Consider the following 24205-nt stretch of genomic DNA (forward strand, 5'->3'; position numbering starts at 1 on the left):
CATCAATGGGGTTCTCGCCCACGCGGACCGTAGGGCACGTGCCGGCCGGACGTCGTGTCCCCGATTTACGGGACACGGGACGCGATCAACGTCAGGGACGCCGCGCGGCGCCCTCCCCCCGTCGCAATCGACGGGCTTGCCTGAGTATCGCCAGGGTCCGGATCTTCGCCCGCCGCTGGCCCGACCTCCGCTGCGTCTGCAGGGCCTCCTGGCAGTGGCTGATGCATTGATCGGGATCACCCAGGCCGAGGTAGACCGCGGCCAGGGCGGCGTGTGCGGCGGCTACCTCGGCCATCGCCCCCGATTCCGAGGCCAGGCTCAAGGCCCGGGATGCATAGCGGTGCGCGGATCGGTACTCGACGAGCGCGCAGTGCGCCTCGGCGAGCGTGAGCAGGACCTTGACGTGACCGCCGCGGTGGCCGGTACGCGCCGCTACCTCCAGTGCGGTGTCGAGCCGTGCCACCGCGGTCGAGACCCGGCCGGCCCGGATCTCGATGCTGGCCAGTCCGTTGAGGGCAAGCATCTGGAGTCGCGGGTTGCCGGTTTGCTGCGCGATGTCCAGCGCCTCGTCCAGCGCCTGCTGAGCCTCTCGGTGCCTGCCGGCATCGCGATGGACCTCTGCCGCGGTAATCAACGCCTCCGCCGCCTCGTGACGCAGCCCGACTTCCCGGCAGATCGCCAGCGACTCACGGACCGCGGCCAGGGCCTCGTCGAGGCGGCCCTGTTCGCGCCGGAGCTCCCCCAGATTGATGAGGGCAATCGCTTCGCCGGGCCGGCGACCGACCCGACGCAGCAACGGGATCGCCACGCTGAGGTAGCGTGCCGAGAGTTCCAGGTCACCGAGATCCTTGTAGGTTCCGGCGATGTTCTGGAGGCTGGCCGCCTCGCCAGGTTCGTTGCCGATCTCGCGGTCGAGCGCCAGCGCCTGCGTGAACCGGTCCAGAGCCGGCCGCAGCTGCCCCAGGTGTGCCAGCGACACGCCCATGCTGCGCAGCGTCGTGGACTCGCCCGGCTTCCACCCCGCCTGCCGGTAGAGCTCCACGGCCCGCTCATGCTCGCGGATCGACTCGGCGAACTCCGCCGCCTGGTAACGCAGGAAGCCGAGACAGAAGCGCATGGCCGCCTCGCCGACCACATCGCCCTCCGCTGTCGCAGCAGCCAAGCCCGTCTCGGCGATGGCCAGCCACTGGGGCCGCGACGCCGTCAGATACAGGTGACTGCGCAACGCGTCCGCGAGATGCCAGGCCAGCTGGCGCAGCCCCCGCGCCGCCGCGTGGCGCAGCCCGGCGACCACGTTGTCCCACTCTGCGATCATCCACTCCCTGGCACCGGCCACGTGGGGGAACGCCAACGGCACTACGCCGGCCGGCAAAGGTGGACGCGGCAGTCGGGAGACGGCCGGGGCGGTGGCGGCGGCAGCCTGATCGGTGGTGTGCAGGTAGAAGGCGAGCAGGCGGTCCACGGCAGCGTCCCGCTGTGCGGGCGGATCGCCGGCGGCGAGTTCCGCGGCGTACTCCAGCAGCAGGTCGTGGCAGACGTACCGACCGGCCGCGGTGGCCGTGATCAGGTGCAGCCGGGCCAGGATGTCGAGCAGTTGGCCGGCTTCGTCCACCGCCAGCCCGGCGAGCGCGGCGCCCGCTTCGGCCGACCACCCGGCTGGCGCCGGCACGAGGCCCAGCAGCCGGAAGAGCCGCTGCGCCGGGCGCGGAAGCGCCCGGTAGGAGAGGTCGAAGGCACCTCTGACCGACGCCCGTCCGTCACCGGAGACCCGCAGGCCGGCCATCCGCCCGCGCCGGGTCAGCTCGTCCACCTGCCGGCGGATCGAATGGTGCGGCTGGTCAGCAAGCCGGCCGGCGGCGATCCGCAACGCCAGCGGAAGGTGGCCGCACAGCCTCGCCAGCTCGGCCGCGGCGTCCGGATCCGCCTCAATCAGCTCGCCGCCGGCCGCGTGAGCCAGCACCTCGATCGCGTCCAGCGGCGGCAGCACGTCGACCGTCATGCGGCACGCACCGTTCAACGCCACCAGGCCACCAAGCCGATCCCGACTGGTGACCAGGGCGAGACAGCCAGGGCCGCCGGGCAGCAGTGGTCTCACCTGGTTCGGCTCGGCCACGTTGTCGAGGATGACCAGCAGCCGCCGCCCGGCGAGGGCCGAGCGGTACTGGGCGATCTGCGCATCGCCCCCGACCGGAATCTCCCCAGTCGCCACCCCGAGCGCATGCAGCAACTGCGGCAGTGCGTCCATGGGCGACATACGGGCACCGGGATCGAAGCCACGCATGTCCACGAAGAGCTGACCATCCGGGAACCGATCCATCGCGGTGTGGGCCCAGTGCACGGCCAGGGTGGTCTTGCCGGCGCCGGCTGGACCCACCACCAGTACCGGGCCGTCACCCCGCGCGGCGAGCGCGTCGAGCTGCTCCAACTCCCGCACGCGGCCGACGAGCCGTCCAGGGGCCGGCGGCAGCTGGCGCGCCGGCATCCTGGCCGGCGGCGACGACTGGCGGACGGTCGACGCGGCCGACCGCACCACGGGGACCGGCGGGTTCAGCGCTGGGTCGCCGGCGAGAATCTGTTGCTGCAGCCGCTGCAGCTGTGGCGTCGGTTCGAGCCCCAGCTCTTCGACCAGGCGCTCCCGCAGGCGGGCGTAGAGTTCGAGTGCATCACCGCGCCGGCCCGACCGGTACAAGGCCATCATCAGCTGGGCATGGGGCCTCTCCCGCAGCGAATGCTCAGCGACCAGATGCCCCAACTCGGAGACGAGTTCGGCGTGACGCCCCACCGTCATCATGACCTCGGTACGGTCTTCTGCGACCCGCTCCCGCAGCTCGGTCAGGCGTGCCGCCTCGGTCTCGACGAACCCGCCGCTCACGCCGCCCAGCGCCACGCCACGCCACACCGCGAGCGCCTTGTCGTACTGCTCGACCGCGATCTCCGGCCGGCCCTGGGCCGCCGCCTCCTGGGCCTGGTCGACCGCGTGCCGGAACATGTCCACGTCGATCTGGCCGGGGCGCGCGCGCACCAGGTATCCGGGCTGCCGGGTCAGAATGAGCCCTTGACCGTCACTGGCGAACGCTCTGCGCAGCTCGGATATCAGCAGCCGCACCCGCGCCTCGGGTGACGCCGGCAGCCGCTGACCCCAGACCGCCTCCGCGAGCTGCCTGGTGGCGACCACCCGATTGGCATTGAGCAGCAGGACTGCCAGCAGCGAGCGCTGCTTTCCGTTGAGCGGGAGCTGAATACCTCCCCGGTACGCCTCAACCGGGCCGAGCAGGCGGAACTCCCACTCACCGTCGCCGCCCACGATGGTCACATTGTTTGATCCTGCCCCACCCGATCCCGGACAACAAGATCATAGATTTGTGACCGCACGTCGGCCGATTGTTCACCCCGTTTCTCCGGCTGGCCCGCGAACGGCCCGAATCTGGCAGACGTCGCTTTGTGCATTCAGTCGGCACGGCCCGGTCCGTTATCCCCGCGGGTACCAAGGCGCGGCCGGTAGCACGACCGGTCAGGAGGCGTCGGCGGCCGCCTCGGGGAACGCACCGACCAGCGCCGCCCGCGTCAGCTGGGCCTTGTTGCCGAGGTCGAGCTTGGACCTGATCCGCTTGACGTAGGTGTCCACGGTGTGTCGGCTGATACCCAGCACCCGGGCGATCTGAGTGTGCGTCAATCCTCGCGCGATCTGCCGGAGCACCTGCCGTTCCCGCATCGAGAGCGGAACGGATTCGACGCCGCGCTGATTCGGCTGGCCCGCCGGCTCCGCCCTGCCGAAGAACCGTCCACCGTCGACCACCGCCCGGACCGCCCGCACCACGACGTCGGCGGGCGCGTAGCGGTCCACGTAGCTCACCTTGCCCGAGCCGGGGCAGCGCTCGCCGGGCGTCCGGTGACCACCAAAGGGAGCGAGCACCAACACGGGTGCCACCAACGACACCTCCGCGACGAAGGCCCAGAGGGTGCCCACCCGGACCGCTGCCGGGTCGACCAGAAAGATGTCTGCCTGCCGGCAGTAGTCCCCCTCCGTGCTGGATCTGACCTCAATCACCTCGAAACCCTCCACCGCCAGCAACCCGGCGAGCCCACGGGCGAAGACCGGGCTCGTATCGAAGATGCTGACTTTATCCATCCCGCCTCCTCCTGACCTTCCGCCACCGCCATCCGGTCCGCCGCGGCCGGATCATCGGCTCGCCCGCCATGAAGCGGCGCACGGTGGACATTCGGGCATTCCGATGAATCGCTACGGCGAGTCTCGCCAGCGCCTGCATAAAGGGCGCATGCTCGCCGCATACCAGGCGCTTCGCGCCACCTTGAGGGCGACCTGATCTGCCAACGTCACTTGGCTCTGCGGTTGGGCGTGGCGGGGCATGAGGGCGGGTGAGGCGGTCTCCCCGACGAGTTGGCCTTCTCCCAGGTGATCCCCGTGATCAGGGTACGGCGCTCCGGGCGTCCCGGCGGCGTGATCGACCCGGATCACGGGGATCGTGACGGTGCACCGGCTCAGCGGATCGCCCCGCCGTTGGCCCGGCAGGTGTCCCGGACGTGCCAGAAGTCGCTGAGGTAGTCGTCGTGGATGCCCCGGCCCATGACGCGCAGCATCGCCTCGTCGGCCTGGCGCAGCGCCGAGACGTTGTAGTTGTGGCTGCCGGTGAAGACCCGGGGCACGATGTCGTCGTCGTACGCGCCGTCGATCAGCATGTACTTGTTGTGCGTGCGGATGTCCCGGCCCGGCCCGACGTTGTAGTTGCACTTGGTGAGCTGGACGTTGCTGCCCAGCGCGTTCAGCACCTGCGCGTTCGCCTCGCTGTAGACGACGTCGACCCAGCAGCCGGCGTTGCGCAGCGCGGTGAGCCGCTTGGCCACCTCGGGCCGGTTGAACGAGAACATGTTGACCCGTACGTCGGTCTGCCGGCGGGTGCCGTTGTCGTCGTACCAGCAGGAGGCGACCGAGTTGAGCACGCTGACGATGGTGTCGGTGGCCGGGTCGCTGACCGGCTGCCCGGAGCGCTCCCGCCGCGGAAAGAAGTACGCCCGGAACGTCGTACCTGTCGGGGTGCCCCAGTAGTAGTCGTTGTTCCCGGCCGAGCTGTAGCGGTACGACCGCAGGTCCGCGAAGTACTGCCGGTACGCCTGGTAGGTGGTGGCGTCGCTGAACGTCAGCCCGTTGTTGTACGCCTCGTTCGCGTCCCACCAGCCCAGGTTCGCCGAGCCTTGGAAGACCACGTTGGACACGATCGAGCCGTTGTTGAGCACGATGCTGGACGCGATCAGAAACTTGTTGTGGTTGTAGGCGGTCACCGACGAGTCGGTGTAGTCGATCCGGCGGGTGCCGATGCAGCCACGGTCGGCGCCGGGAAACTTGTCGGCGCAGTGCACGATGTACGACCCGGCGGTGTCGTTGCTACCGAGAACCGGCAGCAGCCGTTGGTACGGCCGCTGGCTGACCTGCTCGTGATCCAGGATGATTTTGACACGTACCCCCCGCCGGTGCGCGTTCAGCAGCCGTCCGGGCAGGTCGGGGGTGGTCTCCGAGTCGACGACGTCGGTGACGTCGAACCCGAACCAGGACATCTGGATCTCGCCGCCGGCCGGCACGCGGTCGATGATCCGCGCGAGCTGGATGAAGATCGCGTTCTGCTGGGCGGCCGTCCCGGTCGGCCGGCTGAAGACCGCGTCGTTCATCGTCGGATCCGGCTCGGCGGCGCTGGCCGGCCCGGCGCCCAACGCCGGTACCCCGAGCGCGCCGGCGGTGAGCATGAAGACGAGCGCCAATCGTGCGGCCAAGCGTGGAGGAAATCTACGTATCCGCATGGCTAGATGGTCCCATCGAACCCCTGACCGGCGGAACCTCCGTTGCCGGTACGGATCGGCCACGCGGCACGGTCCGCTCGGAGGTGAGCGCTCGGAACGTGGATGTGCCCACAACAGGGGTTGGCCTACCTCGTTGGGTCTTCAGATCACTGATTCCAAGGGGGCGCAGTGGTCGTCTCGGCAGATGAGTGATCCGCGCGAGGCCAGGCTGCCGCGTGTCGAGGTCAGCACCCAACGCGCTGGCCGCAGGCGACGTCGCCACCGCCGTGCTCTTCGGGGTTGTCGTCCTGGCCGAACTCCGCGCCCACGGCGAAGCACCCGAGAAGCCCAACCCACCGATCTGACCTGCGACCCGGCGTCGGGATGCCTTACCAGTACACCTTCCAGCAGAAACTCCTCACCCGGTCGTGAAATCGGGTTTGCTGGACAGTGCCTACCCCGACCATCGGCCTGCGCCGGTTCACGGTAGAAGCGCAGGGAACGCATCGCTGACGTGGTCGCCGCCGATGTCACCGGCACCGATGCGCCACCTGGCCCCGCATGCCCCCGCCCGACTCGCCCGCCGGATCGCCTGCCAACAAACCTGCTGCTCATTGAGAGGGCAACCGCAACGATGAACCCGAACTACGACTTCACCGGCCAGGTCGCCCTGATCACCGGCGCCAGCTCCGGCATGGGCCTGGCCACCGCCCGCGCTTTCGCCGAGGCCGGCGCCGCGGTCGCCCTCGCCGACATCAACCGGGCCGCTGTCCAGACCGCCACCGAGACTCTGGCCGCCGCCGGTCACCGGGTGCTCGGTGTGTCTTGCGACGTGACAGACGAGGCCAGCGTCGCCGCCGCCGTCCGCTCGACGGTCGAGGAGTTCGGCCGGCTCGACATGGCGTTCAACAACGCCGGCATTCAAGTTCCGCCCAGCGATGCCGCCGATGAGCCTGCCGAGGTCTTCGACCGGGTCAACGCCGTCAACCTGCGAGGCGTGTGGGCCTGCATGAAACACGAACTCGCCCAGATGCGCAGCCAAGGCAACGGCGCCATCGTCAACTGCTCCTCCCTCGGCGGGCTCGTGGGCCTGCCCGGCCGCGCCGCCTACCACGCGTCCAAGCACGGCGTGCTGGGCCTCACCCGCAGCGCCGCCCTCGAATACGCGCCGCACGGTATCCGGATCAACGCGGTCTGCCCCGGGACCATCGCCACCCCGATGGTCACCGAAATGATCGACAAGGGCGAGCTCGACCGCGCCGAGGCCATCGCCAACCAACCCATCAACCGGCTCGGCGAACCCGAAGAGATCGCCGCTGCGGTGTTGTGGCTGTGCAGCCCCGGTGCCAGCTTCGTCATCGGCGTCGCACTTCCTGTCGACGGCGGCTACACCGCCCGCTGACATCGCGCCTCTGAACAGCGCGACCTTCATGGCCTTCAAGTCCTGTGCCGGGCGGGCGTCAGAGGTGCCCTGCCAGTACGTCTCTCGACAGGGACTCCCTGCGGGCGGAGGAGGCACGTTGGATGGCAGCGGACTGTCCACGGCCTGAACGGGCGAGGCCTGACCGGAAGGGTTTCATCGCATGCGGAAGAAGATTCTCAGGGCGGCGGCAGCGCTCGTGCTGGCCCTTTCCCTCGCCGCGTGCGGTGCGCCTTCCGCCGGCGAGGCCACTCCCACAGCCGCGCCGTCCACGCCGGGTTCCTCGTCGGCACCCCAGAGCGGCCCAAGCCTGGCACCGCCCAGCACCGATCAGACCATCGTGGGCACCATTGTCCGGTTCACCGTGGGCTCCGAGTCAGTGGACGTGACCATCGGTGCAGACAGCCCCGCCACCCGTGACTTCCTGAGCATGCTGCCACTCACCCTCACGCTCGAGGAATTCAACGGCCGCGAAAAGATCGCCGATCTTCCGCGAGCTTTGAGGTACGAGGGATCGCCAGGTTCAGACCCGAAGGACGGCGACCTCATCTACTTCATTCCGTGGGGCAACATCGGCTTCTAATACAACACCGACGGCATCGGGTATTCCGATCAGACCCTTCACCTCGGCACGTACGACGCCACCGCCGAGGAACTCGAACGCCTCGAAGGTCACAAGGCGACCGCAGCGATCGTGCGCTGAACTCAACACTCCGCCCGCTCCTCCGCGCGAAGCACCGGCCGCTCGTCTCCGTAATCGCTTCCAGGATGACCGGGTGCAGATCCAGGAGCCCAGGAACGCCGGGACGCCGGGCCCGCACGGGCCCGGCGTCGTCGGGCGGGTCAGCCGGCTGCGGCCTGCCGAGCGAGCATCTTGACGTCCTCGGCGCGCCGGCGGCGCCAGCCGCGCCACAGGTTACGGCCCCACATCGCCAGGCCGCCGCCGTTGAGCAGCCCAGCCAGCACCGCCACTGTTGCGAAGTCGGCCGACGAGAACCGCGTCGGCTCTCCCATCGCCAGCAGCACGAACTGTTCGAGATAGACCCACAGCACCGGCAGGATCGTGAACACCAGGGCGAACAGTGAGAAGATCCGGCCGAACACCCAGATCGCTCCGTACACCCGCACCTTGCGCATTTCCTTGCGCGGGATACCCGCCTGCGAGACCACCTTGTCTCGACGGAAGGTCAACCGCTTGATCCCGTTGGACAGGAACCGCTCGGTGTCCGACATCAGGTTGCGGCAGTTCAGGGCAGTCGCGATCACGTAATAGATATCGGTCCGTAGGTAGAAGAAGAACTGGAATCCGATGCGCACCAGAAAGGTGAGCAGAGCCGCACTGGCCAGCAGGACCGACCAATTGGGCGCATCGAGGACGCCGTGCCGGGCGCCGAACAGGAACGCGATCAGCAGGGAACTGAAAAACGCGTCCACGAAGAACCCGGCGAGGAATGCCTTGTACCGCGCGCGCTTCGATGCCATCCAGATGCCGCTGATGTCCGTCTGGGCGACCAGGATGTACATCAGGTTGCTGATGCCGAGGGTCGCCGACACACCCACTGAACGAGCCGCCAGCGCGTGCGCGAATTCGTGCAGCGACAGCCCGATCATCGCCAGCGTGACGCTGACCACGGTGAGCACCGCGAAGTTTCCGCCCGTGAACAGCAGCGCCCGGGCGCCGGGCAGCAGGCCCGGATCGCTGGCCGCCATCACCACGCCGGCCAGGATGACCGCGAGGCCCGGCACGATCACGGCAGGACCGGTGAGTCGGCGCGCGGTGGCGGGCGAGATCCAGTCGAAGCTCCACCGCTTGATCGCCCGATGCCCGTGCTCGTGGGCGGGTTCGGTGGCGGGGGCGGGCTCACCGCCGCGAGTGATGAAACCCTCGTCGGCCAGCACGGCGACGAAATCCTCGATGTCCGCGCTCTCGCCGTGCTTACGCTCGTAGATCCGGGCGGTCTCGGCGATGGTCCGGCCCTCGGCGAGCGCATGCAGAATGTCCAGCCCCTCGGCCGGAATGGCGAGATAGACCTTGCGGTCGGTGTCGCCGATGATGACCTCCGCGCCGTCAGTGGTCGAGACGAACGGGCGGACGGTGACGACGGAGTCAGCCGTGTTGACGGCCATGGGGTGATCCCTTCACTTCTGCGGTGCAGACGGCGCTCGGCGGGAACCGGGCGATCGCTCGCGCCGGTTCCCGCCGATCATCGGGCCTTGTCAGGCGGCGGACGGAACGCAGTCCGCGGCGGCGCTGGTCTTGATCGGCTCCAGCTTGCGAACAACAAGCTTCTTCATGGCTAACCTCCCTTACGAGTGAGCTGTTGCAAGGCATCTTCTACCGTTGCCCGCCCGACAGTCTGCTCACTAATGAGCAGTCAATGCGCCGCGGTCGCAATCCACTCGGAAAGGCGCTCCTCGTGCACCGTCAAATGTGACCGAGGGGTGAAATCCACCATTTCTAGTTCGCGGAATCGCTTGAGGAACTGGCCGACTCGGGTCCGCGTGGTACCGACCATCTCGGACAGGTCCTCCTGGGTGAGAGCGATGTCCACCCGGGTGCCGAACGGGCCGCGCCGGCCGAAGCGCTCGGCCAGATCCTGCAGGCGCACCGCGAGGCGCAGCTCGCTTGGCATCGTCACCATGTCCGCCACCACCTTCTGCTGGTGCTGCAGACGGATGCTGAGGTGACGCGCGAGCACGCCGGCGGAGCCTTCGGCGGTCAGCACAGCGGCGGCGCGCGCTGCCGGGATCCGCCGCAGCACGGTTCGGGTCAACGCGATCGCGGACTCCAGCCGCTCCAGTCCGAGCAGGGCGGTCTCGCCGAACAGGTCACCCGCCACGTGCACCGAGAGCAGGCAGCGTTTGCCGCTCGCGGCTACCATCTGGGTCTTCACCTGGCCACGCTCGACGACGTAGACGTGGGCGTCGGGTGATCCAGCACGGTAGATGTGATCGTTGCGGGAGAGCTCGATCAGCGAGGTCCCGGGCACTCGCCCGGTCAGCGCCCGGAGATCCGAGATGTTGAGTCTCGGCAGGGGCTCGGCTTGTGTCACGTCGGCTCACCTTCCGCCCGGCACAGCACACGTAGAGGAAACCACATCCTCGCCCATAGATACTAGCTAAGCCTGCTAAACACTAGAGAACACGAGGAGGCGGCCCGCCTGATCGTCGGCCGGTTCTGTCTGCTCGGACACCGGCCCCGGAACTTGTGGAAACCCTTCGGGATGACGTAGGAAGGCTTGCACATACTCATACATACGATCTCGGGAGTGTCGTCGATGCGGCTGGGCATGCCTCTCAACTATCGCGCCGGCATCACCGACATCGCCGACGAGCTGGTCGACTTCGAGCAGGCGGGACTGGACCTGGTGCTGGTGGCCGAGCTGTACACGTTCGACGCCGTCAGCCAGCTGGGGTTCATCGCCGGACGGACCCGGCGGCTGGGGATCGCCTCCGGGGTGATGCAGCTGTACACGCGCACCCCGACGCTGATCGCCACCACGGCCGCCGGGCTCGACCACGTCTCATCGGGCCGGTTCACCCTCGGCCTGGGCACCTCCGGCCCGCAGGTCATCGAGGGGTTTCACGGCGTGCCGTTCGACGCGCCCGTCGCCCGTACGCGCGAGGTGATCGACGTCTGCCGACGGGTCTGGCGCCGGGAGCGGCTGGTCCACCAGGGCACCCACTACCGCATCCCGCTCCCCGCCGACCAGGGCACCGGCCTGGGCCGACCGCTCAAGCTGATCAACAAGCCGGTCCGGGAACGCATCCCGATCACCCTCGCCGCCATCGGGCCGCGCAACGTCGAGCTGGCCGCGGAGTTGGCGGAGGGCTGGCAGCCGGCCTTCTTCTACCCCGAGCGGTCCGCCGCTGTCTGGGGCGAGAGCCTGGCCCGCGGCGCCGGGCGGCGCGACCCGTCGCTCGGGCCGCTCGACGTGAACGTCAACGCCCTGCTGGCGATCGGCGACGACGTCACCCACCTGCGCCGGCTGGCCCGGCAGGAACTGGCGCTCTATCTCGGGGGCATGGGCGCGGTGGGCGCAAACTTCTACAACACCCTCGCGGCGCGGTACGGGTTCGGCGCGGCGGCCCGCACCGTGCAGGAGTTGTACCTGGCCGGGCGACGAGACGCGGCGGCCGAGGCGGTGCCCGAGGAGTTGGTGGAGGGCACCTGCCTGATCGGGCCCGCCTCCTGGGTGGCCGAGCGGCTGGCCGCGTACCGAGAGGCGGGGGTGAGCACCCTCAACGTGACCCCGCTGGCCCGCACGCACCGGGACAGGCTGCGCCTCGTCGAGCGGCTGCGCGACCTGCTCGCCGAGCCGTCTACGACTGGCGGCCCCCGTTGACCACGAACGACTGGCTACCCGCGCCCTGAAGGACCAGGTCGAGCGGACGCTCAGTAGTCCTTGTCGTCAGGCCTCCGGGCCGAAGTAGCGCTGCCGCAGCGTCTCGCCCTCCCGGTAGGCGGTGCGGAACATGCCGCGTCGTTGCAGCTCGGGGACGAGCAGGTCGCAGATGTCGCCAAGGCCGTCCGAGGGGCTGCACGGGATCAGGTTGAACCCGTCGACGTCGGCGACCTCCAGCCACTGCTCCATCCGGTCGGCGATCTCCTCGGCCGTGCCGAACAGGGTCATCGGCGCGTCCCGGCGGGCCCGCCGGGGGCGGGACACCAGGTACCGCACGTCGCCGATGGTCCACGACCGCTCGGGGCTCAGCCCGCGCAGGAAGCCCAGGAACGACTGGCTGCCCTGGTTCTTCACCTCGTCGACCGGGGTTTCATCCGGATACGCGGCCAGGTCGATGTCCATCCAGCCGCACCACTTCGCCAGTTGCCCCTCCGGGCTCCACAGGTCGTGGTACTGCGCCGCCTTGCGCTTCGCGTCCGCCCGGTCGGCGCCGACCATCACCATTGTGCCCTGTAGGGCGCGCACGCCGCGCGGGTCGCGCCCCGCGTCGGCCACCCGCTGGCGCAGCCGCCGGACCGTCTCGGCCCCGCTCTCGGGATCGGCCATGGTCAGGAAGATCACCTCCGCGTGCCGGGCGGCGAACGCCATCCCCCGGCCCGACGCGCCCGCCTGGTACAGCACGGGTGTGCGCTGCGGGGACGGCTCGCACTGGTGCGGCCCGCGCACGGTGAACCAGTCGCCCCGGTGGTCGATCGCGTGCACCCGCGACGGGTCGGTGAAGACGTCGGCGTCGGTGTCGCGGACCACCGCGCCGTCGTCCCAGCTGCGCTCCCAGAGCGCGCGGACCACCTCGAGGTACTCGTCGGCCCGGTCGTAGCGCAGGTCGTGGTCCAGATATTCGCCGAGCCCGTTGTCGGTGGCCGAGCGCAGATACGAGGTGACGATGTTCCAACCGATCCGGCCCCGGGTGAGGTGGTCGAGCGTGGAGAAGAGCCGGGCGCACTCGTACGGCTGGTGGTAGGTGGTGGAGTACGTGACGGCGAAGCCCAGGTCGGTGGTCGCCATCGCCGCCGCGGCGACGACCGGCACCGGGTCGATCGAGGGGATCTGCACGGCGTGCCGGACCGCGGTCGCCCACGACCCCTGGTAGACGTCGTAGGTGCCGTGGATGTCGGCGAAGAACAGCGCGTCGACGCAGGCGGCCTCCAGCCGCCGGGCGACCGCCGCCCAGTAGTCCAGCGACCGGTAGCCGGTGCCGGTGGCGTCGCCGGGCGCGCGCCACATGCCGACGAACTGGGGCGACGGCGAGCATTCGGTGAACACGTTGAGATGCATGTTTCCCCCTTCGCGAGGGTCGCGCCGCCACCCGGCGCAAGGTGGCGACGCGACCGTTGACGCTGGTCAGGACCGGACCGAGCGGTCCGGGCTCAGGCGTTCGATGGCCGCGAGCAGGTCGGCCGGCTCCGTTCGCTCCCAGTGGCGCGCGTACGCCGTTGCGAAGCGCAGCACGCCGTCGGTGTCGGCGAGGAACACCCCGGGCATCGTCATGCTGTTGCTGTCGTCGCCGTTGATCTTCGAGAAGTCCATCCCGAAGCTGCCCCACACGTCGAGCAGGTCCTGGTTCATCGTGTAGGTCAGGTTGAACCGCGCGGCGTAGATGTTGCCCCGGTCGCTGAGGATTCGGTACGAGAGATTGTTGCGGCGGATGGCCGCGCGCAGCATGGGCATGGTGACGGGCGAGATGGCCACCAGGTCGGCGCCGAGTTCCTTGATCCGCGGGTAGACCTCCTCCAGCGCCTCCAGCTCGAAGTTGCAGTAGTCGCACCAGACGCCCCGGTAGAAGACCACCGCGAGCGGTCCCCGGGACAACAGGTCGGCGGAGGAGATCAGCTCGCCGTTTTCGTCGGGCAGCTCGAAGGACGGGAACGGCGCGCCCACTTTCAGCACCCGGTCCTCGGCGCCCGAGGCGGCCAGTGCGTGCGCCTCCCGGTAGATCACCTCGAGGTGGGCCGGCGTAATCGGTGGCACCTCGCCCGCCTCCTGGCGGGACTTGTACTCTCGCAGCCGTTCGTTGAGGGACATCGAGCTCTCCTCTCCGCTGGTCCGGCCCTGGATCTCAGGTCCAGCCCACAGGCATCGACTTGATGCCGTTGACAAAGTTGGACTCCAGTCGGACGACCGGGCCCGTGGTAGCAAGTCGGGGAAGGTGCGGGACGACGGCGTCGAGCAGCGCGGCCATCTCCATCCGCGCCAGGTGGGCGCCCAGGCAGAAGTGCGGGCCCATGCCGAAGCTGAGGTGCGGGTTGGGTGCCCGCTCCAGGTCCACCCGATGGGGGTCGGCGAAGACCGCGGCGTCGCGGTTGGCGGAGACGTAGAACATGACGACCTTGTCGCCCTCGGCGATCTTGGTGCCGGCCAGGGTGGTGTCCTGGGTGGCGGTCCGGCGGAACTGCATGATCGGGGTCACCACCCGGAGGAACTCGTCGACGGCGGTGGCGGTGGACAGCGGCGCGCCGAGCCAGCGCCGGCGTAGCGCTTCGTCGTGCAGCAGCAGGTGCAGGGCGCCGGAGATCAGGTGGCGGGTCGTCTCGTTGCCGGCGACCACCAGCAGCAGCCAGAACTGGCAGAACTCCCGGTCGGTCAGCCGCCGCCCGTCGACCTCGGCGGCGGCGAGCAGGCTGATCAGGTCGTCGCGGGGCGCGGCCCGCCGCCGTACGGCTACGGCCAGCGCGTACTGGAACGCCTCCGCGAACGTCTGCCGGTAGACCTCGACGTCGCCGCCGCCGTACTCCGGGTCGTCGAAGCCGACCAGGTTGTTGCTCCAGCGGTACAGCAGATGCCGGTCGCCGCGGGGCAGGCCCAGCAGGTCGGCGAGCACGAGCAGGGGCAGTTCCGCCGCCAGGTCGGTGACCGCGTCGAACGTGTCCCGCCGGCGCACGGCCTCGACGAGGTCCCGGGCGTGCCGGGTGACGGTGTCGGCGAGCGAGCGCACGGCGCGCGGGGTGAACACCGAGGTCACCAGGCGGCGGATCCGCACGTGCTGCGGGGCGTCCATGTTCACCAGCAGCTGCCGCATGAATTCCAGGTCCGCCGGGGTGCGCGGGTCGTGCAGGAACGCCCCGCGCAGCGCGGAAGAGAACACCTCGGGCTGCCGGGACACCTCCACGACCGCCTCGTGGGTCGTCGCCGCCCAGAACCCGGCGCCCCGCTGCTGGATGCGGCCGGCGGCGCTGTGCCGCCAGAGCGCCGGCTCCGGCACCCACCCGACCGGCTCCTCGCGGCGGCGCCGGTCGAACTCCTCGTGCGGCACCCCGCCGGCGTAGGTCGCGGGGTGGGCGATGTCGACCGGGGCCGGTCGCGTGGCTGGCATGTCCTTCAGCGCTCCCATCGGTCGTCCCCGCAGAGCGTGCGCAACTGGTCGAGGCGGACCTTGCCGGTCGGCTCGCGCGGGACGGCGTCGACCGACCGCCAGCAGCGGGGCACCTTGAACCCGGCCAGGTGGCGCCGGCAGTGGGCGTCGAGCGCCGACCAGGACCGTTGCCCGCCGCCCGGTTTCCACTCGACGACGGCGGCCACCCGCTCGCCGTACTCGTCGTCGGGGACGCCGAGCACGACGGCGTCGTGAACCTCCGGGTGCCGCAGCAGCACCTGCTCGACCTCGGCCGGGTAGACGTTCACGCCCCCCGAAACGATCATGTTCTGGGCGCGGCCGGTGAGGTACAGGTAGCCGTCGTCGTCGAGGTGCCCCACCTCGCCGTACGTGAACACCCCCGGCGCGAGGTGCGCGGCGCGCGTCTTCTCCGCGGCGTTGTGGTAGCGGAAGCCGCGGCCGGGCCGACGGATGAAGATGCGGCCCCGCTGGTGCGGGCCGAGCTCGCGGCCGTCGTCGTCGATGACGAGGATCTGGTTCGGCGGCACGGCCCGCCCGACGCTGCCGGGGTGGGCGAGCCAGTCGGCCGAGTCGATGAGGGTGACCACTCCCCCCTCGGTGGCCGCGTAATATTCGACCAGCACCGGGCCCCACCAGTCGATCATGCGGCGCTTGACGTCGGGCGGGCAGGCGCCCCCGCCGTGCCAGATCCGGCGCAGGCTGGCTCCCGAGAAGCCGGCCCGGCTGGCCTCGTCGAGGCGCAGCATCCGCACGAACTGGGTCGGCACGAGATGACACTCGGTGATCCGCTCGGCGTCGATGGCGGCCAGCGTCGCGACGGGGTCGAACCGTTCCCGCAGCACCAGTGCGGCCCCGTTGAGCAGCGGCAGCAGCGCGAAGAACAGTTGGGCGGAGTGGTACCAGGGCCCGACCAGCAGGACCCGGCCATCGGTGGGCACGCCGAGCGTGCCGGTGGCGTAGTCGAGCAGGCGGGTGACCCGCTCGAACGGCGCCCCGGTGACGAACAGCCCGTTCAGCACGCCCTTGGGTCGTCCAGTGGTGCCCGACGTGTAGATCATCAGCTGCCCGCACTTCTGCGCCAGCGGTGGGGCGTGCGGGTCGAGCGCCGCGAGCGCCGGCTCCGCCGCGGCAAGGCCGTACGCGTCGCGGTCGCCGGTGACCAGAGCTCGCACGGTGCCCGCCTCGGCCGCCGCCTTGGCGCCCACCTCTGCCCGGGGCGGGTCGACCAGGAGCAGCCGGGCGCCGGAGTCCTCCAGCAGGTACGTCACCTCCGGCGCGGTGAGGTGCCAGTTCACCGGCACCGCGGTAACGCCCGCGTGCAGGCAGGCCAGCAGCGCCTCCACGGCCTCCCGGCGGTTGCCGAGCATCAGCGCGACCGCGTCGCCGGCGACGACCCCTACCCCGGCGAGCAGGCCCGTCCACCGGTTGACCCGGCGGGCCAGCCCGTCCCAGCTGAGGGCGCCGGCCTCGTCGGCGAGCGCCGGCGCGTCGGGGGCGGCGGCGACGCGGGCGGCGAGCAGGGCGGGCGGTAGCTCCACGCGCGGCATCCTCAGTCCAGCAGGTCCGGGTGGCGGCGCAGGACACCCTCGTACAGCGGCTTGAAGTTGTACCGGCCGATGCCGGGCGAGCCGATCACCTCGCGGGTCCGCTCGGCCTCCTCGTGGTCGATGAGCACCGGCTTGCCGGCGGCCTCGGCGGCGAGCTGCACCTGGCAGGACCGTTCCATGGCGACGAACCACCAGGCGGCCTCCTCCACGGTCCCACCCACGGTCAGCAGGCCGTGGTTGCGCAGGATCGCGGCCTTGGCCGAGCCCAGCGCGTCGGCGAGGCGTTTGCCCTCGCGCTCGTCGAGCACCACCCCGCTGTAGTCGTCGAAGAGGGCGTGGTCGCCGTAGAACGCGCAGGCGTCCTGCGTGATCGGGTCGAGCAGGCGGCCCAGGGTGGCGAACGCCCGGCCGTACACCGAGTGGGTGTGCACGGCGCAGATGACGTCGGGCCGCGCGGCGTGCACCGCCGAGTGGATGACGAACCCGGCGGGGTTGATCCGCCCGTTGCCGGCGAGCACCTGCCCGTCGCTGTCGACGAGCAGCAGGTCCTTGACTTTGACGTGGCCGAAGTACATGCCGAACGGATTGATCCAGAAGCAGTCGGGCCGCTCGGGGTCGCGGGCGGTGATGTGCCCGCCGGCACCCTCGTCGTAGCCGAGTTCGGCGAACAACCGCAGCGTCGCGGCCAGCCGTTGCATGCGCTGCTGCCGGATGGCCTGTGTGTCGAGGGGGAACATCATCCACACCCGCCCGTCGTGTCGGTGTCGTAGCCGCCGGAGGTCACGATGGCCTCCGCCCGGTCAGGAAGCCCCGCGTCGTCCGTTCCGGCGTCGGCGGGAACGGGAAAGGGGGGCGCGTCGGGCCGCCACAGCCGCAGGAACCCGTCGAGGCGGTCCAGTCCCCAGAACCGGTGCCGCCCCCACTTCAGGTACGGGATCCCGAAGACGTCGTCGAGGTAGGCGCGTTCGAGGCAGGCCGCGCCCTCCGCCCGCAGCTGTGGGTCGTCGACCGCGCCCGTGACGAGTTCCGGGTCCAGGCCGCTGCGCTCGGCGCACCCGGCCACCACCTTCGGCTCGCAGATGTTCTCGCCGCGTTCCCATCGGGCGGCGACCACCTCGTCGTAGAACGCCTCCGCGCGGCCCGCGCGGCGGGCCGCCAGCCAGCCCAGGTGCGGCACCTCCCAGTGCGGGTCGACGTCGATCGGCCACGCCATCGGCACACCTTCGCGCTGCACCAGCCGTTTCGTGTCCATCAGCAGATAGAGGTGCTTGGCCCGGCTCATCTGCACGTAGTGGAACTCCGCGCCGCGCTCGTCGAGGGCGGCACAGGTGCGCGCGTCGGGGTCCCAGTAAGGGAACCAGTCCAGCTCCGTGAACGCCTGGGGCACCGCTGCGCGCAGCCGGCGGATGGTGAGCCAGCTGTACGGGCTGCGGAAGGAGAAGAAGAGCCGGGGGCGGGCGGGCGCGCGGGTCACTGGTGCCCCCCGGTGAGGATCGCGCACACCTCGGGGTCGAGCTGGGCGAGCTGACCGGCGTTCGGTCCCCGGCTGATCGCGTACCCGTGCAGGATGCTCGCCGTGGCGACCAGCACCAGCCGGTCGTCGCGCTGGACGTAGCAGTCCATCCGGCCGGTGAACATCATCGACCGCAGGACGTCGTCGACCTGGAAGACGGTGTGCACCGTCTCCTCCATGTGGGCCGGCTCGGCCAGGCGTACCCGGGCCCGCGACACCACCGGGATCCACGCGCGTTCCCGCAGCATGCGCCCCACAGAGATGCCCCGGTCGGCGAGGAACCGGTCGACGACCTCCTCCAGGGCGCGCACGAAGCCGGAGTGCTGCACCCGGTCGGAGAAGTGACAGTAGAAGTACGGCGCCCGCCAGGACCACAGGAAGGCCGCCGAGCCGGCCGGGGTCAACACGGAGACGGGGTCGGCGCCGGCCGGCAATGGGAGCTCCGCGCGCAGGCCGGTCGCCGCGCCGAGTCCCGGCGCCTCCCATGTCGCGATGGCGGCCGGGGCGGGCCGGTGCACCGACGCGTCGGTCTCGGGCACCAGGGCGACCGTGACGTGTCCCCGCAGCACCACGACGTCCTGCCCGTCACGGCTCACCGACAGCTGCACCCGCAGCCGGTTCCCGGTGCCGGCGACCACCTCCGCGCGGACCTCGTCGTCCACCTCCAGCACGGCGGGCAGCTGCACCGAGCAGTCGATGATCTCGGTGCCGAGGCCGTGCTCGTGGAAGAGCGCGCGGGCGCCGTGGCCCTGGTCGAGCAGCCACTGCAGGACCGCCTCCTCTACCAGGTACATGAAGTGCTTGAAACCGATCCAGGTGCGGATGTTGGCGCCTTCGTAGCGCGGCCGGCCGGACAGGACGCTCGAGGTGGGCGGGTGCGGGGCGAGGGTTGTCACGTGGCTGCTCCTTTGGGATGACCGGTGACGACGGGGATCGCGTCGACGAAGGCCCGCAGGCGGGACGCGACATCCTCGGGCTGGCGGGCGTAGCAGAAGTGGTCGTAGCCGTCGCCGACCGACAGCGACGCGTGCGGCATGCCGTCGGCGAGGGTCCGTGCGGCCTCCGGGGACAGGGTCGGGTCCGACCCGCCGGCGAGCACCAGCACCCGGGCCGTCACCCGGTCCAGCCGCAGTGACGCGCTGGCGCAGAACTGGTCGAACACGGTCAGGAAGCCAGCGGGGCCGATCCGGTCGACCGCCTTGGCGATCATCAGGTCCACCACCTCGGCCTCCATGGCTCGCAGCCGCTTGCCGAGCCGGCTGCGCAGCGAGTCGTGGATGTGCCGTTCGAAGGCCCGCCGGGCGCGTTCGAACACCCGCCAGGTCACGGCGACGTCCGGCGGCCGGTACAGCGGGCAGATCAGCATGACGGTGTCGGGCACCCGCTGGTCGCGGACGCAGAGCAGTTCGAGCAGGGCGTTGGCGCCGAAGGAATGGGCCACGAGGAGGTCCGGGCGCCGGCCCAGCCGGTCGAGGCCGTCGGCCAGCCACTGGGCGGAGGGGCGGCGCCGCCACTGGTAGTCGTTGCCGGGCCGCCACGGCAGGTCGAGGGCGACCGGGGACCACGCGGGCGGCAGCGCGTGGCTCAACGGCAGCCAGCTCTCCCAGGAGTCCTCCAGCCCGTGGACGAAGGCCACGAGCGGGCCGCCCGGCGTGGGCCGGCGCAGCTCCCGTACGGCCGGCGTCGTCACGGCTGCCTCCCGGTTGTGGTGGCCGGGGTGAGCAGGGCGGTACGCCAGCCGTCGTCGTCGCCGCCGCAGAGCACCGCGACGCCGTCCGCGCCCTCGGCGACGAGCCGCGCGGCCAGCGCCGTCTGGAGCACTCCCTGCGCGCCGTAGCAGTCGCCCCAGGCGGCCGCGGGGTCGAGGTGGCCGGGGCCGACCACGACCCGGGGCCCGGCCGGCCACGGGGGTACGTCCGCGCGACGGCGGACGGCCGGCCCGACCGTCAGGGTGGCCAGCGGGACGGCGGCCCGCGCGGCGGGTTCGAGGACCACGCAGGCGGCCCCGGCGCGCAGCGGCGGCGCGGCGGCGCCGGCGGCGGGGCCCCGGCGCACCGCGACGGCCGTCTCGTCGTCGGGTTCCGCGCCGACGACCAGCACCCGGTCGGCCCGGCCGGCACGCAGGAGCAGGGCGCCCAGGGCGAGCGCGTCCAGGCCGGCGGTCTCGCCGGAGCAGACCATCAGGTTCGGCCCGCCGAACCGGAACCACAGCGCGACACTGCTGGCGATGACGTTGCTGGACGCGTTGGGCGCCGCCATCGGGCTGACCCCCCGGCTGCCCTCGCGGGCGACGGCGCGGGTCACGTCGATGATCGTGCCGACGTTGCCGAGGTTGCTGGCGGCCACGACAGCGGTGCCGGGATCGAGGGTGGCATCGGGGCGGACGCCGTCGGGCAGGCCCAGGGCACGGTGCACGGCGCACAGCGCGAGCCGGGTGGCCGGCTCCTTGTACAGCAGCCCCTTGCGGCCGAGCAGGGTGTGCGCGCGATCGGGCGGGCAGGCGGGGTCCACCGGCGGCAGGCCGGCGACGGCCGCGCCGGGTGCCGAGGTCGCGCTGACGCGCCCGCCGGGTGAGGTCGGCGCCGCAGAGCACGGCGTAGTCGTGGACGCCGGCGGCGCGGGCAGGTGGATGCTCCAGGAGGTGACCGCGACGGCGGTGGCCGGGGCGGATCCCGGTGCGGCGCCGACGGCGAGCGAGGCCGGCGCCGCACCGGCGGCCGGCGGGGCCGGCGTGCTGGTCACGGCGCCTCCACCAGGGTCACCGCGTTCACGCCGCCGAAGCCGAAGGCGTTGACCTGGGCCAGGGTGACGCCGCGGCGGGCGCGGACGTCCCGGACGAAGGTGAGCCCGTCGCCCTCGGGCAGGGGGTCCACCAGCCCGACGACCGGCGGCACCATGCCGCTCGCCAGGCACCGCAGCGCCACGTCGAGGTTGGCCAGGGCGGCGGCGCCCGACAGGTGGCCGACGGCGCCCTTGACGGCGGTGATCAGGGGCGCTCCGGGCCGGGGCAGGCACCGCAGCAACGCGGCGCACTCCGTGGGGTCGTTCAGGGCCGTGCCGGTGCCGTGGGCCACCACCAGGTCCACCTCTTCCGGGCCGCGGCCGCTCCGCGCCCAGGCATCGCGCATCGCCCGGCAGATGCCGTCCAGATCGGGGGCTGTCTCGTGCACGGCGTCGCAAGACAGCCCGGTGGCGAGCAGCCGGCCGACGGCCGGCCCGGTCCAGTCCTCGGGGACCACGACGAGCGCGGCGGCACCCTCTCCGAGCAGCACGCCGGTGCGGCCGCGGTCGAACGGGCGGACCTGCGCGGTGGGCGTCGGGGCGACCTTGCCGATCATCGCGAGCATGGAGGCGGTCATCGTGTCGGCGGCGCCGACAACGACCGCGTCGGCCTCGCCGGCGTCGACCAGGTCCTGGGCGAGCGCGAGGGCGTGCCCGCCCGCGCTGCACGCGTTGGCGATGGTCACCACCTCGGCCAGGCCGGGCGCGGCGTCCCGGACGGCGGGCCCGAAGTGCAGGCGGGACGGGGCCGTGGCGGCGCCGGTGAGCGCCAACTCCTCGACCGCGGCGAGTTCCCGCAGCCCGGTGCCGACGAGCGCCACCACCCGGCCCCGCCGAGGGTCGACGGCTGCCCGCGCCAGCGCCTCGGCGACGCACTCCCGCAGCCAGGCGCCGGCCCGCAGCGCGGCCCCGGGGGCGGGCTCGTCGATCTGGTAGCCGGCCGTCACGTTGAGCCGGCCGGCCAGCGGGTGCCGCAGCTCGCGCACCCCCGTACGGCCGTCCAGCAGCGCTGCGAAGGTGCGCGCGCCGTCGCCGAGACAGGTGCGCAGGCTGCTGGCCGCGATCAGCGCCGGCACGGGCTACCGCCGGACCAGGGCGGCGCCGACGCCGCCGTCGGTGCCCTGGGCCGTGAGCAGGACCAGGCCGGACGGGGGCCGGTCGCCGTGGCCGGGCAGGCGTAGCGCGACGGCCAGGGCGAGGGCGGGGGTGGCGGCCCCGCAGTCCCCCGCCGCCCGGCTGACGACGAGGCCGGCGGGCCGATGCCCGTCGAGCGCCCGCAGCGCGGCGGCGTGCTGCGGGCGGCGGCCGGAACTGGTGGTCTCGCTGGTAACCAGGAGAGTGACGTCGGTCGGGGCAGCTCCCGCGACGTGCAGGGCACGGGCGACACAGTCGGTGAGGGCCTGCTCCGCCGTGCCGTCGGGGCCGTACCCGGTCGCCACGGCGCAAACCGCGGCGCGCCCGGCGGAGCCGGCGTCGCTGCCGATCACGAACACGGCGGCGCCCTCGCCCGCGGCGACCTCGCCGCCCGCGGGGCTCAGCGCGGATGCCCAGGCCCGGTGCGCCGAGAACTCCTCCACCGCGCCGACGAGCATGGTGTCGACGTAGCCGCGGCGGATGGCGTTGCCGGCGTATCGCAGGGCGTTGAAGAAGGCCAGCGGCCCGCCGGTGACCGTGGCGTTGATCCCCTTGAGCCCGTGTCGGATGGCCGCCTGGCCGGCGGCGCAGTTCATCACGGTGTTGGGGAACAGCATCGGGTTGACCAGGTACGGCTTGTCCTGGACCAGGGTCTCGCGGGTGTAGTCGCTGGTGGACTTCAGGCTGCCGACGGTCGTGCCCAGCACCACGCCGACGCGGGCGCGGTTGGTGTCGTCCACCGTCAGCCCGCTGTCGGCGAGGGCGTCGCCGCAGGCCACCACGGCCAGGGCGGTGGCCCGGTCGTAGAAGCTCGTGCCGCGCCGGCCGAGCCGTGCCCGCACGTCGAAGTCGGTGAGGGCGTGGCCCTCGGCGCGCGGCAGCGGTTCGGTGACGATCCCGCCGACGGGAACGCCCGGATGGCGTTCCCCGGCGAGGGCGGCGACCCGTCGGGCGAGCGCCTCCGGCCGGTCACCGGCGGCGCTCAGCGCCGCGAGGCCGTTGATGGTCAGCGGGGTCATCGGGCGGCTCCGAGCAGCACGATCGCGTTGTTCCCGCCGAAGGCGAACCCGTTGTTCTGCACGAGCCGGACGGTGGCCGGCCTGGCCACGTTCGGCACGGGATCGATGTCGGCCAGCTGCGGGTCCGGGTGCGACCAGTTGATCGTGGGGGGCAGGAAGCCCTGGTCGATCGCCAGGGCGGAGGCGATCGCGCCGAACCCGCTGGCGGCGCCCATGGTGTGCCCGATCATCGACTTGATCGAGCTCATGGGCGGCGGTTTCGGCCCGAACACCTCCAGCACGGCCTGCGCCTCGACCAGGTCGTTGGCCGGGGTGCCGGTGCCGTGGGCGCAGATGTAGTCGACCTGGTCCGGGGTGACGCCGGCGTTGCGGTGGGCGATGCGGATGCACTCTGCGATGCTGTCCCGGTCCGGGGCCACCGGATGGTTGGCGTCGCAGTTGAGGCCGTAGCCGAGCACCTCCGCATAGATGTGCGCGCCCCGCGCCTCGGCGTGCTCCCGCGTCTCCAACGCCAGCACCGCGCCGCCCTCGCCGGTGAGGATGCCGGAGCGGTCCCGGTCGAACGGCGAGCAGGCGCTCTCGGTGAGGGCGCCGAGCCGGAAGAACCCGGCGTGCGCCCAGCGGCAGACCGAGTCGGCGCCGCCGGCAAACACCACGTCCGCCTCGCCGGTGACGAGCAGGTCGTAGGCGTACCCGATGGCGTAGTTGCTGGCGGAGCAGGCGGTGGCGAGGGTCAGCGACTCGCCGCGCAGGCCCAGCTCCTCACTGACCGCGTGCGCCAGCCGGCCGGCGGGCAGTTGCTCGACCAGCTGCGCCGGCACCGCGTCGAAGCCCGCCTCGACGAGGCGCGCGGTGAACGCCTCGACGACGACGGACTCCCCGCTGGTGGTGCCGATCACGGCGTGCGCCCGGCCCCGGTCCACCGTGTCCAGGTCCAGTTTGGCGTCGTCCGCCGCGAGCCGTGCGGCGGCCGCCGCGAACTGGCTGGACCGGCCCCACCGCTCGGGCGGCAGCCGGTGCAGCCAGGCGGCGGGGTCGAAGTCGCGGACCTCACCGCCGTTGCGGTGCGGGAACCCGGACGGGTCGAAGCTGGTGATCCGGGAGATGCCGGACCGGCCCGCCCGCAGGGCCGCGCCGAACGCGGTCACTCCCGTTCCGATGCTCGACACCGGGCCGAGGCCCGTCACGACCACGCGCCGCACCG

At 71.6% G+C, this 24205-nt stretch carries 21 protein-coding genes; 4 read left to right on the forward strand and 17 right to left on the reverse strand.

Annotation, left to right across the window (positions count from 1 at the left end):
• Window positions 1–91 precede the first annotated feature (91 nt).
• From ABZ783_RS23445 to ABZ783_RS23455, 3 genes are all read right to left on the reverse strand, one after another.
• Window positions 92–3313, reverse strand: coding sequence for a BTAD domain-containing putative transcriptional regulator (locus ABZ783_RS23445; RefSeq protein ID WP_357441717.1), 3222 nt, complete (start codon window positions 3311–3313; stop codon window positions 92–94).
• A 198-nt stretch (window positions 3314–3511) separates the two neighbouring features.
• Window positions 3512–4129 carry a LuxR C-terminal-related transcriptional regulator gene (locus ABZ783_RS23450; RefSeq protein ID WP_357441719.1) on the reverse strand — a complete coding sequence of 206 codons (618 nt, stop codon included), beginning with the start codon at window positions 4127–4129 and terminating at the stop codon, window positions 3512–3514.
• A gap of 371 nt (window positions 4130–4500) precedes the next feature.
• Entirely contained in the window at window positions 4501–5784 is a 1284-nt protein-coding gene (locus ABZ783_RS23455) for a phospholipase D-like domain-containing protein (RefSeq protein WP_357441721.1), read from the reverse strand.
• Between the two features lie 242 nt (window positions 5785–6026).
• On the opposite strand from ABZ783_RS23455, the gene ABZ783_RS23460 reads away from it, so the two are divergent.
• From ABZ783_RS23460 to ABZ783_RS23470, 3 genes are all read left to right on the forward strand, one after another.
• Window positions 6027–6155, forward strand: a complete 129-nt coding sequence (locus ABZ783_RS23460; protein WP_357441723.1) for a hypothetical protein — start codon at window positions 6027–6029, stop codon at window positions 6153–6155.
• Window positions 6156–6304: 149 nt separating this feature from the next.
• Window positions 6305–7192, forward strand: a complete 888-nt coding sequence (locus ABZ783_RS23465; protein ID WP_357441725.1) for a glucose 1-dehydrogenase — start codon at window positions 6305–6307, stop codon at window positions 7190–7192.
• 181 nt (window positions 7193–7373) lie between these two features.
• Window positions 7374–7793, forward strand: coding sequence for a cyclophilin-like fold protein (locus ABZ783_RS23470; protein WP_357441727.1), 420 nt, complete (start codon window positions 7374–7376; stop codon window positions 7791–7793).
• Window positions 7794–8053: 260 nt separating this feature from the next.
• On the opposite strand, the gene ABZ783_RS23475 is transcribed toward ABZ783_RS23470, so the two are convergent.
• On the reverse strand, window positions 8054–9337 hold the full coding sequence (locus ABZ783_RS23475) for a hypothetical protein (RefSeq protein ID WP_357441728.1): 1284 nt from the start codon (window positions 9335–9337) through the stop codon (window positions 8054–8056).
• Between the two features lie 248 nt (window positions 9338–9585).
• Window positions 9586–10263 (reverse strand): Crp/Fnr family transcriptional regulator, encoded by a 678-nt coding sequence (locus ABZ783_RS23480; protein WP_357441730.1) that lies wholly within the window; start codon window positions 10261–10263, stop codon window positions 9586–9588.
• A 225-nt stretch (window positions 10264–10488) separates the two neighbouring features.
• On the opposite strand from ABZ783_RS23480, the gene ABZ783_RS23485 reads away from it, so the two are divergent.
• Window positions 10489–11556 (forward strand): LLM class F420-dependent oxidoreductase, encoded by a 1068-nt coding sequence (locus ABZ783_RS23485; RefSeq protein WP_357441839.1) that lies wholly within the window; start codon window positions 10489–10491, stop codon window positions 11554–11556.
• Between the two features lie 66 nt (window positions 11557–11622).
• Here the strand turns inward: ABZ783_RS23485 and ABZ783_RS23490 are convergent, their stop codons facing one another.
• The 12 genes from ABZ783_RS23490 to ABZ783_RS23545 form a co-directional block, all read right to left on the reverse strand.
• Window positions 11623–12951, reverse strand: a complete 1329-nt coding sequence (locus ABZ783_RS23490) for an LLM class flavin-dependent oxidoreductase (protein WP_357441732.1) — start codon at window positions 12949–12951, stop codon at window positions 11623–11625.
• A 66-nt stretch (window positions 12952–13017) separates the two neighbouring features.
• On the reverse strand, window positions 13018–13698 hold the full coding sequence (locus ABZ783_RS23495; RefSeq protein WP_357441733.1) for a peroxiredoxin-like family protein: 681 nt from the start codon (window positions 13696–13698) through the stop codon (window positions 13018–13020).
• Window positions 13699–13732: 34 nt separating this feature from the next.
• The gene (locus tag ABZ783_RS23500; RefSeq protein ID WP_357441735.1) at window positions 13733–14986 is read right to left on the reverse strand and encodes a cytochrome P450; all 1254 of its coding nucleotides are present in this window, start codon (window positions 14984–14986) and stop codon (window positions 13733–13735) included.
• Between the two features lie 5 nt (window positions 14987–14991).
• The gene (locus ABZ783_RS23505) at window positions 14992–16545 is read right to left on the reverse strand and encodes an AMP-binding protein (protein WP_357441736.1); all 1554 of its coding nucleotides are present in this window, start codon (window positions 16543–16545) and stop codon (window positions 14992–14994) included.
• An 11-nt stretch (window positions 16546–16556) separates the two neighbouring features.
• The gene (locus ABZ783_RS23510; protein ID WP_357441738.1) at window positions 16557–17291 is read right to left on the reverse strand and encodes a class II aldolase/adducin family protein; all 735 of its coding nucleotides are present in this window, start codon (window positions 17289–17291) and stop codon (window positions 16557–16559) included.
• Window positions 17291–18028 carry a DsbA family protein gene (locus tag ABZ783_RS23515; protein ID WP_357441739.1) on the reverse strand — a complete coding sequence of 246 codons (738 nt, stop codon included), beginning with the start codon at window positions 18026–18028 and terminating at the stop codon, window positions 17291–17293. The genes ABZ783_RS23510 and ABZ783_RS23515 overlap by 1 nt, the downstream gene beginning before the upstream one ends.
• Complete coding sequence (locus ABZ783_RS23520; protein WP_357441740.1) at window positions 18025–18963, reverse strand: thioesterase family protein; 939 nt, start codon at window positions 18961–18963, stop codon at window positions 18025–18027. The genes ABZ783_RS23515 and ABZ783_RS23520 overlap by 4 nt, the downstream gene beginning before the upstream one ends.
• The gene (locus ABZ783_RS23525; RefSeq protein WP_357441742.1) at window positions 18960–19757 is read right to left on the reverse strand and encodes an alpha/beta hydrolase; all 798 of its coding nucleotides are present in this window, start codon (window positions 19755–19757) and stop codon (window positions 18960–18962) included. The genes ABZ783_RS23520 and ABZ783_RS23525 overlap by 4 nt, the downstream gene beginning before the upstream one ends.
• On the reverse strand, window positions 19754–20809 hold the full coding sequence (locus ABZ783_RS23530; RefSeq protein ID WP_357441743.1) for a beta-ketoacyl synthase N-terminal-like domain-containing protein: 1056 nt from the start codon (window positions 20807–20809) through the stop codon (window positions 19754–19756). Before ABZ783_RS23530 ends, ABZ783_RS23525 begins: the two co-directional genes overlap by 4 nt.
• Window positions 20806–21924, reverse strand: a complete 1119-nt coding sequence (locus tag ABZ783_RS23535; RefSeq protein WP_357441745.1) for a beta-ketoacyl synthase N-terminal-like domain-containing protein — start codon at window positions 21922–21924, stop codon at window positions 20806–20808. Before ABZ783_RS23535 ends, ABZ783_RS23530 begins: the two co-directional genes overlap by 4 nt.
• A gap of 3 nt (window positions 21925–21927) precedes the next feature.
• Entirely contained in the window at window positions 21928–23001 is a 1074-nt protein-coding gene (locus ABZ783_RS23540; RefSeq protein ID WP_357441747.1) for a beta-ketoacyl synthase N-terminal-like domain-containing protein, read from the reverse strand.
• The gene (locus ABZ783_RS23545) at window positions 22998–24203 is read right to left on the reverse strand and encodes a beta-ketoacyl-[acyl-carrier-protein] synthase family protein (protein WP_357441749.1); all 1206 of its coding nucleotides are present in this window, start codon (window positions 24201–24203) and stop codon (window positions 22998–23000) included. The genes ABZ783_RS23540 and ABZ783_RS23545 overlap by 4 nt, the downstream gene beginning before the upstream one ends.
• Between the last annotated feature and the right edge of the window lie 2 nt (window positions 24204–24205).

Source organism: Micromonospora sp. NPDC047738 (assembly GCF_040642675.1).
Taxonomy (GTDB): Bacteria; Actinomycetota; Actinomycetes; order Mycobacteriales; family Micromonosporaceae; genus Micromonospora.

Bases quoted from the DNA above. Each gene is read 5' to 3' on its own strand.
- ABZ783_RS23485 (WP_357441839.1), top strand. From the start codon at position 10,489: ATGCGGCTGGGCATGCCTCTCAACTATCGCGCCGGCATCACCGACATC.
- ABZ783_RS23475 (WP_357441728.1), bottom strand. From the start codon at position 9,337: ATGGCCGTCAACACGGCTGACTCCGTCGTCACCGTCCGCCCGTTCGTC.
- ABZ783_RS23540 (WP_357441747.1), bottom strand. From the start codon at position 23,001: ATGACCCCGCTGACCATCAACGGCCTCGCGGCGCTGAGCGCCGCCGGT.
- ABZ783_RS23450 (WP_357441719.1), bottom strand. From the start codon at position 4,129: ATGGATAAAGTCAGCATCTTCGATACGAGCCCGGTCTTCGCCCGTGGG.
- ABZ783_RS23495 (WP_357441733.1), bottom strand. From the start codon at position 13,698: ATGTCCCTCAACGAACGGCTGCGAGAGTACAAGTCCCGCCAGGAGGCG.
- ABZ783_RS23490 (WP_357441732.1), bottom strand. From the start codon at position 12,951: ATGCATCTCAACGTGTTCACCGAATGCTCGCCGTCGCCCCAGTTCGTC.
- ABZ783_RS23470 (WP_357441727.1), top strand. From the start codon at position 7,374: ATGCGGAAGAAGATTCTCAGGGCGGCGGCAGCGCTCGTGCTGGCCCTT.
- ABZ783_RS23500 (WP_357441735.1), bottom strand. From the start codon at position 14,986: ATGCCAGCCACGCGACCGGCCCCGGTCGACATCGCCCACCCCGCGACC.
- ABZ783_RS23510 (WP_357441738.1), bottom strand. From the start codon at position 17,291: ATGTTCCCCCTCGACACACAGGCCATCCGGCAGCAGCGCATGCAACGG.